This window comes from Aeromonas sp. LsrichE-8G, assembly GCF_022869435.1.
Taxonomy (GTDB): Bacteria; Pseudomonadota; Gammaproteobacteria; order Enterobacterales; family Aeromonadaceae; genus Aeromonas; species Aeromonas caviae.
The window spans coordinates 1-10,230 of record NZ_JALIHH010000003.1; the positions used below are offsets into that span (position 1 = coordinate 1).

Consider the following 10,230-nt stretch of genomic DNA (forward strand, 5'->3'; position numbering starts at 1 on the left):
GGGCTCATTGCGGAAAAAGGCCATCCCCACGACGAGCCACAAGACCATATCAGAAGGTAAGCGGCGTCGGCGGATAGTGGCCTTTTCAGACAAGGCGGCAGCGGCAGTAATCCATTCGTCGGGAATATGGTCGGCAAAAATGGCCAACCGAGCCAGCATGTCGCCAGATGCCTCAACAACATCGTTCAGATCGTTTGCAATAGACATAAAAAATCCGGAACCAGTGATTGGTTCCGGATTGTCCTACAGCAGAAGGATCGGTCAATGGATCCTTAACTGATCAGCATTGCGGCCGTTGCCGGCCTTGCAATGGCCTGCCCTGTGCCCCATATCCCCTTCATCACTCGCACTGCATGAATGGATACCGGGCCACCATGACCCTCTACCCCGAACACCGTTACGACGATCACGGCCAGTTGCGCCCCCCGCTCTGGTTCTGGCCCATAGCCCTCTTGCTGACCCGCTCGGTCTGGCTGTTTCTGATGGCGGGGGTCACCCGGGAGAGTGGCAGCGCCATCCTGACCCTCTTCTACCCGGACAAGCTCACCCTCTATGTCAGCCTGCTGACGGACGTGCCCGCCATGCTGGCGCTGCTCGCCTGCGGCGGCACCCATCGCCAGACCCACAGTGCCAGAGCCTGGCTCAGACGCCACAGCCGCGCTCTGCTGCTTTGCTCCACCGCGAGCGGCCTGGTGATGCAACTGCACAGCCTCAATCTGCAGCAGTGGTCGTTCAACTGGCCCACCGCCCTGGTGCTCATCGCCAGCCTCTGGGCGCTCTGGTATCTGCTAAGAAGCCGCCAGTTGCGGGATTACGCTCTGGATCAGCCCCACTGACAGGCTGGTTCACTGGCGCGTGACCCGGATCTGCAGAGTCTGGCGTTCGCTGCCGCTGGCCCCGCCCATGCCTGATGGATTGGCGATCGCGGCCTCCCGGCTGCCTTGGGTTGTGGAAAGCTCCCCCACCGTCAGCCACTGGCCCGGGGCGCCGCTCACCTCGGTGGCACTCTGGCCGGTGTGTATGTTGCCTCGCTCCACTCTTGCCTGTTCACTGCTGAGGGCCACCTGCACCCTGTCCCCTATCAGGGTCGCGGTGGCGTAGAGACCGTTCATCAGCGGCATCATGCCCACCACCCTTCCCCCCTGCCACTGGTAAAAGGTGACCGGCTGATAGGACCCCATCTGCAACAACACGGGCCGCCCGGAGAGGCCACGCACCTGCCAGTTGTCACTCTGGCTGCGTTCATAGTGCCGGGCATCCCCCTCCAGCAACCACTGCCGTTTGGCATCCAGGCCGAGCCCCACTCCGGCCTGCTGACGGCTGGAGGCGCCATCCACCCGCCACTCGATGAGCAGGCTTTGGGGCGGCTGGTTCACTTGCGCCAGGGTACGCTCGGCCTCCTGCAACTGGGCGGGGGTTCCGCTCAGTACCAGCTGGTTGCCCATGGCGCTCACCCCGAGATCCGGGTAGATCTCCTTGAGCGTCTGCACCGCGGCATCCGCCTCGAATACCGGTATGACCTTCACTTCGGCCCTCAGGGGCAATGCCAGCAACAGGCAGCACCCCAGCCCCCAATACCCTGATCCAGCGCGCATCTTCTCCTCCCGGCGTTCACCGCCACCCTCTCGCTTCCTGCCATCATGGTCCATGGCGCCCCGATTGCAACGGGCCTGGTATGCAATCCCACACAGAGGCATCTGATAAAGACTCGTTAAGATACCAATCAATACAAATAAAAATGGTTATCATTTGTTGTCACAACAAAAACCCTCGGATACAATTCGGACTCATTTTTTCGAGTCAGCCTCTGATGAAGCCAGAATCCGTCGCATCCACCCCTGCCGCCATCCACCTGGCGCTGCTCATCAACATGCTCTCCATGGGCTGCATGATGATGGTGATGCCCCTTGGCCCGGAACTGGTAACCCGTCTGGGGATGCTGCCGGAGCAGACAGGTTACTTCAGCGGCGGCGCCACCCTGGGAGCCGCCCTGCTGGGCCTCCTGGCCGCCCCCTGGCTCGATCGGGTCAACCGCAAACCCGCTCTGCTGGTACTGCTGGTCCTGCGCTTCCTGCTCTTGATGGCTTGCGCCCTGGCCGAGGATAGCCAGACACTGCTGCTGCTCTTTATCCTGTCCGGCTGCGTGGCCGGCCCCCTGGGGGCCATCCTGATGGCGGCGGTGCTGGATCTGGTACCGCCCGCCGAGCGGGGCCGCCGTCTCGCCTACGTGGGCATGGCGTTTTCCCTGGCCGCCATTCTGATCGTGCCCGCGGCCCTCGTGCTGGCCCAGTGGTCTGGCTGGCAGAGCCCCTTCCTCTTGTTTGGTGCAGGCGGCCTGCTGCTGGCCCTGCTGTGTGCCATCTGGCTGCCGTCCCTGCCGGTCAACCGGGCCCCGGCAGGCCAGGGGATGCGCCAGTTGCTGGGGTCACCGCTCTGCCAGGGAGCCCTCTTCATCCTCTGCCTGCAGATGTTCGGCCACTTCCTGCTCATTCCGCACTTTGCCAACTACTTCCAGTTCAACCTGGGTTTCCCGCGCGAGCAGATCGCCAGCCTCTATCTGTGCGGCGGCCTTGCCAGCATGGCCACCATGCGCCTGTGCGGCGGCTGGATCGATCAGGGCCGCGCCCAGGGCGCCATCCTGCTCACCAGCCTGGCCCTGGCCCTGATCACCCTGGTGGGCTTTGCCTTGCCAGCAGGCCTGCCTCTCTATCTGCTGTTCACCCTCTTCATGGCCCTGAGCTCCGCCCGCGCCAGCACCACCCTCGCGGTCACGGCGGCCATTCCGGCCCCCCATCAGCGCGCCGCCTTCATGTCTTTCCAGGGCTCGGTCACCAATGTGGCAGCGGGCCTCGGCAGCCTGCTCTCCGCCAGATATCTGGTCTCCGACGAGGGGGGCGCCCTGCACGGTTTCCCCACCCTGGCCTGGATCAACATTGCGTGCACCCTGGTGGCCTGCGCCGGTGTCTGGTTCCTCATCCGGGGCCTGAAGCGCACAAGAGATAACAATAATCCTGCCTCTGGCACCGCCAGACAAGGAAGTCAGTGAGCACCGGATCAGAAGAATCCGGACCCCATAACCTCAGTTATATCCATGGAGTTTTTGACAATGCAGTTGCAGCACGGCCTCTTTAAACTGAACCCCATTCTGCTCTCCCTTGGTCTGCTGGCCGTACCGGGCCTGGCCCAGGCCGAGTCCGTCAAGGCCAACGAGACGGTGGTGGTCACCGCCACCCAGACCAAGCACACCGAGCTGACCGCCCCGGCCAGCGTCTCCGTGGTCACCCGCGCCGATCTGGACAAGATGAACGTCAACAACATCGGCGATGCCCTCAAGCACGTGCCCGGTGTCAACATCATCGGCACCAACCCCACGGGTCGCAACGAGATCAAGATCCGCGGCATGGGCGGTGACTACACCCTGCTGCTGGTCAACGGCAAGCGGGTCAACGCCCGCGAGACCCTGGGCAGCTCCTTTGGCAACGACTTCGACTTAAGCTCCATCCCCATGGCCGCCATCGAGCGCATCGAGGTGATCCGCGGTCCCGTCTCCTCCCTGTACGGGGCCGATGCCCTCGGCGGCGTGGTCAACGTGATCCTGCGCCAGGCCAAGGAGAACACCGAAGCGGCCGTCGGCTACACCCACACCATGCCCACCAAGGGGGATGGCGGGGATGCCAACCAGGGTAGCGCCTTCGTCTCCGGCGCCCTGATCGACAACAAGCTGCTGGGCAGCGTGGTGGTGGAGGGCTATCAGCGGGATCGCTGGAAGAGCGAGCAGTCCAACAACCCGGATGCCGACGCCCTGGAGAAACGGGAAGTGGTCAACGTGCTCTCCAGCCTGAAGTGGCTGGTGGCCGACAACCAGGACATCGACTTCGATCTGGGTTACAACCAGAACGACATGGACAGCTACTTCAACAACGTGCCCCGTGCCCCGACCGCACCGGCCACCCCCCACAACGTGCAGAAACTCGATCGCCTGAGCCTGGGGCTGACCCATAACGGCCGTTGGGAACACTTCGACAGCCGCGCTCGTTACTACTTCGAGCAGACCGATCTGATGGATGACTCCCAGCTCAACGGTGGCGCCGCCGACATCACCCAGACCAACAACACGGTGGATGGCCAGTTGAGCGGCTACCTCGGGGATCACCTGCTGACCTCGGGTGCAGAGTTCCGCAAGACCGAGCTGGAGCACAGCCGCAGCATCCAGAACGGCAGCGTGGATGCGAGCCAGAGCGCCCTCTACCTGCAAGACGAGTTCGGCTTTGGGGATCTGGCCCTGACGCTCTCCGGCCGTCTGGATCACCACGAGACCTATGGCAACGAGTTCAGCCCCCGTGCCTACGCCCTCTACTCCCTGAGTGACGAGTGGGTGATCAAGGGCGGCGCTGGCAAGGCGTTCAAGGCCCCGACCCTGGCCCAGTCCAGCGAAGGATTCGCCACCACCGCCTGCCGCGGCGCCTGCAAGGTAATAGGCAACCCGGATCTGAAGCCGGAAACCTCCGTCAGCTACGAGCTTGGCACCGCCTACAACGCCGATCGCTTCGGTGCAGGGGTGACCGGCTTCCACAACGAGATCGAGGATCTGATCCAGAGCGATCAGTGGGGCCCGGGCTACCGTCCGACCGTCATGACCTACCTCAACGTCAAGAAGGCCCGCATCAAGGGGCTGGAGCTGACCGGCTGGTTCGACGTGCTGGACAACGTGCAGCTGACCGGCAACCTGACCCTGCTCGACTCCGAAGACAAGAGCACGGGTGACGATCTGGCCAAGACCCCGGATCACACCGGCAACATCGGCCTGGACTGGAAGGCGAGCGACGTGGTCAGCGCCAACCTGGCCTGGCAGTATGTCGGCAGCCAGGTGATCAAGGTGCCGGCCCGCAACGCCCAGGCATTCACCTCCAAGCACTACCAGACCCTGGACGTGAACACCAAGTGGACCGTCACGCCGGCCCTGGACTTCAAGCTCGGCATCACCAACCTCACCAACACCCAGCGTGACGAGGTGGCGACCGACGCCGACTTCATCCTGGAAGGTCGCACCGTCTACGCAGGGGTCGATTACAAGCTGTAATCCATCCTGTATGCGGGAGCCCCGGTCGCGGGGCTCCCTTTTTGCGTTTCTGCCTCCCCGAATTCAAGGAGTCATTGAGTGCTCAGATACCAAGCTCGGCTGTTCTGGCTCGGCGTGCTGCTCCTCTTCCTGCTGATTTGTCTGTCACTGGCCACCGGGGCCGGTGTCTATGGTGGCCGCGAGGTCGCCGGTTTCCTGATGGGCGATCCCGCCTTCGTGGCCGATGAAAAGCTCGCCATGATAGTCCATACCCTGCGCCTGCCCCGTACCCTGGCAGCCCTGGTGGTGGGGGCGTCACTCTCCCTGGCGGCTTCCATGCTGCAAAGTGCCACCCGCAACCCCCTGGCCGAACCCGGCCTGCTCGGGGTCAATGCCGGCGCCGTCTTTGCTCTGGTGATCGGCCTCACCTGGTTTGGCGTCGAATCCGCCTACGGGTATCTGCTCTGGTCCGGCATGGGGGCCCTGCTCGGCAACCTCATCGTGCTGGGCCTCGGCCTCATGGTGGGGCGCTCCAACCCCCTCAAGCTCATCCTGGTAGGGGTCGCCCTCTCCGCCACCTTCGGCGGTCTTTCCAATTTCCTGCTGCTCTCCAACCGGGTGGTGCTGGAGCAGTTCCGCTTCTGGAACTTAGGGTCCCTTGCCGCCTCCAGTCTGGAAGCGGTACTCACCGTGGTCCCCTTCGCCCTGGCCGCCCTGCTGCTGACACTGGCGCTCTGTCGCCCTCTCACCCTGATGCAGATGGGGGATCACCAGTCCAGGGCCCTCGGCATCCGCCCCACCCGGGTGCGGATCGGCGTGCTCCTGGCCGCAACGCTCTTCACCGCCTGCGCCATCGCCATCGCCGGTCCCATCGGCTTTGTCGGCTTCCTCGCCGCCTACTGCGCCCGCCTGGTGGAGCCGGTTCGCCTCGCCATCCAGGTACGCTTCTCCGCCCTGTTCGGGGTGCTCTTTCTGCTCGGTGCCGATGTGCTGGCCCGCTGGCTTATCCAGCCCTACGAGCTGCCCAACGGCGTCATTCTGGCGCTCATCGGGGCGCCTGTGCTCATCCTGGTGGTGCGCAGCGGCGGCTTCCGCTCCCTGCTGGCCGTCAAATAAGGTGCCACGCCCATGAAGAACTCTCTCTCACTCCCGAGCGGCACCCTCTGCCTTCGCCTTGGCAGCCGCACCCTGTTGCTGCACCGCCGCGCCTGGCTCATCACCCTGTGGCTCCTGGTCACCCTCACCCTGCTCTCCCTGCTGGCCCTCACCCTGGGTTCCGGCAAGATCACCATGATGGGGGTGATCCAGACCCTGCTCGGGGAGGGAAGCCGACTCGATCAGGTGACCGTCTTCAAGATCCGACTGCCGCGCCTGTTGGCGGTGCTGGTGGCTGGCGCCGCCATGGGACTCTCGGGCTGCCTGGTGCAGACCCTGGTGCGAAACCGCCTCGCCACCCCGGACATGATCGGGGTCAACGAGGGGGCATCCCTGGCCATCATCATCTTCTCCCTCTATCTGACCCTGGGTACCTGGCCCTGGTGGGCCGCCCCCTTCGGCGCCCTGTTTGCCGCCGCCGTGCTCTATGCCCTGTGCAACAAGCCGGGGGAGCAGGGCTACCTGTTCGTGGTGATCGGCATCGGGGTCTCGGAGCTGATGAACGCCCTCGGCCAGTTCGTCATGTCCACCCAGTCCCTGGTGCACCTCACCAGCCTCTATCTGTGGAACATGGGCAACTTCGTCGGTCAGGGCTATGGCACCTTGCTGCCGGTAAGCCTGCTGCTCCTGCTCATCTGTCCCTGGACCGTCTGTCTCTCCCGCTCCCTTGGCGTGCTGCGCCTGGGACCGGTCACCGCCCGAACTCTCGGGGTGAACGTGAACCGGGTGCAGCTCGGGGTGCTGGCCCAGGCCATCATCGTCGCAGCCCTTGGCACCGCCATCGGCGGCCCCGTGGTTTTCATCGCCATGGCGGCCCCCATCCTTGCCTCCTGGCTCAGCCGGGATCGCATCGTGCCGCTCTGGATTGCCGCCCTGTGCGGCGCCCTGATGCTGCTCGCAAGCGACACCCTGGTGCGGGTGCTGGCCAGCCCCCACGAAGTGGCTACCGGCATCATGACCCGCATTCTCGGCGGCCTGCTGCTGCTCTTCATCCTGCTCAAAGATCGCCAGAAGGCCGACTGACCATGGCATTCATCCATTTTCAATACAGACCGAGGGCCGCCCGATGACGCTCACCGTGAACCGACTCCAGTTCGGCTACCCGCAAAAGACCATCTTCAAGGAGATCTCCTTCTCCCTCCCCCGGGGCAAGCTGGTGGGGATCGTCGGCCCCAACGGCGGTGGCAAATCCACGCTGCTCAAGCTCCTTGCGGGACAGGAGCAACCCCGGTCCGGGGAGATCCTGCTCAAGGAGAAGCCACTCGGTGCCTATGGCGCCAGAGCCCTGGCTCGGGAGCTCGCCTATCTGCCCCAACGTCCCCTGGTCCCCCCCGGTATCCTGGTGGAGCAGCTGGTGCAATATGGCCGCCATCCCCATCAGGGCTGGTTCAATCAGTGGAGCGAGGAAGATGCCCGCATGGTGGACTGGGCCCGGGAGCGGATGCAGCTCGATGCCATCTGGCACCAGAGCGCCAGTTCGCTGTCCGGCGGTCAGGCCCAGCGGGTGTGGCTCGCCATGGTGCTGGCCCAGGATGCGGACATCATCTTGCTGGACGAGCCCACCAGCGCGCTGGACATCGGCCACCAGACCGAGGTGATGGAGGCCATCCATCGGGTCGCCGCCGAGGGCAAGACGGTGCTTATCGTCATCCACGATCTCGCCACCGCCGCCCGCTACTGCGACGAGCTGATTGCCCTGGGGGATGGCGCCATCCAGGCCATGGGCCCGGCCCGGGAGGTGGTGACCAAGCCCCTCATCGATCGCCTCTACCAGACCGATGTGGACATACTGCACGCCCCCGGCGACGGGGCCCCTGTCATCGTGCCCCGCCGACGGGCTGACGAAGTGCCCCGCCTGCGCACCGACCATGGCGTGTCGGCCTGAGCCAGATCCTGTGCCCAAAAAAGAAACCGCCTGATGGCGGTTTCTTTTTTGGGCTTTGCGTTGGCGTTATCCGGGCGCTGGCATCGTGCTCACAGCAGCAAGACGGTGAGCACACCCCCCGGCAGGGCTTGCCAGTGCAGGGTGCAGCGCCAGCCGGCAGGCAGGGCCGGCGTCAGCGGGCATTTGAGCTCCAGGGTGAGAGTCTGCACCGTCATGGCGAGCCAGCGGGCATCGAGAAAATCAAAGTAGCGCCCCACCCGGGGATAGAGCCCCTTGAAGAGGCTCTCCTTGGCGGAAAACACCAAGGTCACGCCCTCTGCCAGGCTCAGCTGGGCGTCGTGAACCCCCGCCTCCAGCCGCCCCCACTCCTCCCCATCCATGATGCCGGGCCAGAGCTGCGCCCCTTGGTCGCCATCGAGCCAGGCCTCCAGATCCAGCCCTATTCCCTCCTGGCCCGGGCGCACCGCACACAGGGCCACCCCCTCTCCCGCCAGCCGGCTGTGGCTGATGCTCCCCTCCACCCCTTCAGGCCAGAGCGGCTCCCGGGCCGCTCCGATGTCCACGCTGCATCCTGCAAGACCGAAGGGACGCAGGGCCTCGCGGGCCGCGAGGCGCCCCGCCAGAAACTCCCCGAGGCGCTTGGGGGCAGCCCCCTGCAATGAAGCAGGCAGGGTGATGCCCTGGGCCCCAAAGCACTCCGGCGAGAAGGCGGCGGGATCAAAACTGACCCGATGAAGAGGCAGCGTCTCCAGGCCCGGCAGGCACAAGGTATCGGATTGACGGACAAAGGATCCATCGAGTGAGGGACAACGAGGCAACATGAAAGGCTCCTGACAGGGGTCTGCGATGGTACCAAAGCAAGCCGAGGTCATGCCACAAATACAAATGACAACGCTTCTCACTTGCTTTGTGGTAGCATGTCCCCGCCCATTCGGGGCTGGCCGGGCGGCTCTCAGGCACTTTCCACAGACTCCGGCCCACCGATTTCACCCATAAGGATGTCACCATGAAGATCTTCTCCCCGCTGGCCACCTTGCTCATGCTGGCCAGCCTGACGGGCTTCCAGGCCCAGGCGGGCAGCCGCCAGGTCATCGATGCCAACGGCCAGTCCCAGAGCGTCCCCGATGCGCCCCGGCGGGTCGTCGTGTTGAGCGAACTCGATCTCGACAGCGCCCTGACTCTGGGGGTGCAGCCGGTAGGCACCGTCAATGGACGCGGCCAGTCCACCCTGCCCCGCTATCTGCTGGACAAGGCGGGCAAGGAGATCGCCGTGGTCGGGGATCTGGACAACCCCAATCTGGAGACCCTCATCGATCTGGAGCCGGACCTCATCCTCACCGGCCAGACCAAGCCCGAGCTCCTCGCCCTGCTCAAGGAGATCGCCCCTACCGTCGTCACCGGCAACTGGGGCGAGCCCTGGAAAACCGTGTTCGGTCGCAGCGCCGACGCGATGAACCGGGGGGCCGAGGCCAAGGCGTTCCTCACCCGGTATGAGGCCCGCCTGGCAGAGGCCCGCAGCAAGCTCGCCCAGCATCAGGGGGAGCAGATGAGCATAGTGCGCTGGAACCCCAAGGGGCCGAGCTACATGCACGGCGGCACCTTTGCCAGCAGCGTGGTCACCGAGATGGGGCTCACCCGACCGTCCCACCAGATTGGCGACAAGAGCCCCCACTCCCCGGCCCTGAGCCTCGAATCCCTCAACCTGCTGGACGGTGACTGGCTGGTGATCGGCACCCTCAGCACCAGCGGGGATGCGGTGGATGCCATGAAGCAGGCCGAGCAGACCCCGGCCTTCCAGCAGCTCGGCGCCATCAAGGGCAAGCGCTTCGGCGCCGTGGACGGGTCACTCTGGACCTCCACCGGCGGCCCCCAGGCGGCCCTCAAGGTGATCGACGACGTCGAGCGCCTGCTGACCAAACCGAATGCCGCCCCCATCGCTCACTAATCCCCCCTCGGTTGACGGCCAACAAGAAGCCCGCATGATGCGCAATGCTGATCAGTTAAGGATCCATTGACCGATCCTTCTGCTGTAGGACAATCCGGAACCAATCACTGGTTCCGGATTTTTTTATGTCTATTGCAAACGATCTGAACGATGTTGTTGAGGCATCTGGCGACATGCTGGCTCGGC

Annotated in this window: 10 protein-coding genes; 7 read left to right on the plus strand and 3 right to left on the minus strand. The window is 64.5% G+C overall.

Annotated features, from left to right (window positions below; all coding sequences use genetic code 11):
* Nucleotides 1-207: transposase domain-containing protein (locus tag MUW49_RS00660; protein ID WP_244812314.1), on the minus strand; the 207-nt coding region annotated here is incomplete at its 3' end.
* A 167-nt stretch (nucleotides 208-374) separates the two neighbouring features.
* Between MUW49_RS00660 and MUW49_RS00665 the strand changes: the two genes are divergently transcribed.
* On the plus strand, nucleotides 375-836 hold the full coding sequence (locus MUW49_RS00665) for a DUF2919 domain-containing protein (protein ID WP_045524977.1): 462 nt from the start codon (nucleotides 375-377) through the stop codon (nucleotides 834-836).
* A 9-nt stretch (nucleotides 837-845) separates the two neighbouring features.
* Here the strand turns inward: MUW49_RS00665 and MUW49_RS00670 are convergent, their stop codons facing one another.
* Nucleotides 846-1,595: a hypothetical protein gene (locus MUW49_RS00670; RefSeq protein ID WP_103259986.1), complete on the minus strand. Its 750-nt coding sequence runs from the start codon at nucleotides 1,593-1,595 to the stop codon at nucleotides 846-848.
* Nucleotides 1,596-1,810: 215 nt separating this feature from the next.
* Between MUW49_RS00670 and MUW49_RS00675 the strand changes: the two genes are divergently transcribed.
* The 5 genes from MUW49_RS00675 (at nucleotide 1,811) to MUW49_RS00695 (ending at nucleotide 8,099) form a co-directional block, all read left to right on the plus strand.
* Nucleotides 1,811-3,046, plus strand: a complete 1,236-nt coding sequence (locus MUW49_RS00675; protein ID WP_104452799.1) for an MFS transporter — start codon at nucleotides 1,811-1,813, stop codon at nucleotides 3,044-3,046.
* 60 nt (nucleotides 3,047-3,106) lie between these two features.
* The gene (locus MUW49_RS00680) at nucleotides 3,107-5,080 is read left to right on the plus strand and encodes a siderophore amonabactin TonB-dependent receptor (protein WP_010674445.1); all 1,974 of its coding nucleotides are present in this window, start codon (nucleotides 3,107-3,109) and stop codon (nucleotides 5,078-5,080) included.
* A gap of 78 nt (nucleotides 5,081-5,158) precedes the next feature.
* Nucleotides 5,159-6,175 carry an amonabactin ABC transporter permease subunit 2 gene (locus MUW49_RS00685; protein WP_010674444.1) on the plus strand — a complete coding sequence of 339 codons (1,017 nt, stop codon included), beginning with the start codon at nucleotides 5,159-5,161 and terminating at the stop codon, nucleotides 6,173-6,175.
* A gap of 12 nt (nucleotides 6,176-6,187) precedes the next feature.
* Nucleotides 6,188-7,237, plus strand: a complete 1,050-nt coding sequence (locus tag MUW49_RS00690) for an amonabactin ABC transporter permease subunit 1 (protein ID WP_104452798.1) — start codon at nucleotides 6,188-6,190, stop codon at nucleotides 7,235-7,237.
* Between the two features lie 43 nt (nucleotides 7,238-7,280).
* Entirely contained in the window at nucleotides 7,281-8,099 is an 819-nt protein-coding gene (locus MUW49_RS00695; RefSeq protein WP_104452797.1) for an amonabactin ABC transporter ATP-binding protein, read from the plus strand.
* Nucleotides 8,100-8,188: 89 nt separating this feature from the next.
* On the opposite strand, the gene MUW49_RS00700 is transcribed toward MUW49_RS00695, so the two are convergent.
* Nucleotides 8,189-8,920, minus strand: a complete 732-nt coding sequence (locus MUW49_RS00700) for a 4'-phosphopantetheinyl transferase superfamily protein (RefSeq protein ID WP_104452796.1) — start codon at nucleotides 8,918-8,920, stop codon at nucleotides 8,189-8,191.
* Nucleotides 8,921-9,105: 185 nt separating this feature from the next.
* Here MUW49_RS00700 and MUW49_RS00705 point away from each other — a divergent pair, with 185 nt between their 5' ends.
* Complete coding sequence (locus MUW49_RS00705) at nucleotides 9,106-10,044, plus strand: iron-siderophore ABC transporter substrate-binding protein (protein ID WP_125117232.1); 939 nt, start codon at nucleotides 9,106-9,108, stop codon at nucleotides 10,042-10,044.
* Nucleotides 10,045-10,230 lie beyond the last annotated feature (186 nt).

Excerpts from the sequence above, each read along its gene's own strand:
- MUW49_RS00665 (WP_045524977.1), top strand. The coding sequence starts at position 375 with ATGACCCTCTACCCCGAACACCGTTACGACGATCACGGCCAGTTGCGC.
- MUW49_RS00670 (WP_103259986.1), bottom strand. The coding sequence starts at position 1,595 with ATGCGCGCTGGATCAGGGTATTGGGGGCTGGGGTGCTGCCTGTTGCTG.
- MUW49_RS00675 (WP_104452799.1), top strand. The coding sequence starts at position 1,811 with ATGAAGCCAGAATCCGTCGCATCCACCCCTGCCGCCATCCACCTGGCG.
- MUW49_RS00680 (WP_010674445.1), top strand. The coding sequence starts at position 3,107 with ATGCAGTTGCAGCACGGCCTCTTTAAACTGAACCCCATTCTGCTCTCC.
- MUW49_RS00690 (WP_104452798.1), top strand. The coding sequence starts at position 6,188 with ATGAAGAACTCTCTCTCACTCCCGAGCGGCACCCTCTGCCTTCGCCTT.
- MUW49_RS00695 (WP_104452797.1), top strand. The coding sequence starts at position 7,281 with ATGACGCTCACCGTGAACCGACTCCAGTTCGGCTACCCGCAAAAGACC.
- MUW49_RS00700 (WP_104452796.1), bottom strand. The coding sequence starts at position 8,920 with ATGTTGCCTCGTTGTCCCTCACTCGATGGATCCTTTGTCCGTCAATCC.
- MUW49_RS00705 (WP_125117232.1), top strand. The coding sequence starts at position 9,106 with ATGAAGATCTTCTCCCCGCTGGCCACCTTGCTCATGCTGGCCAGCCTG.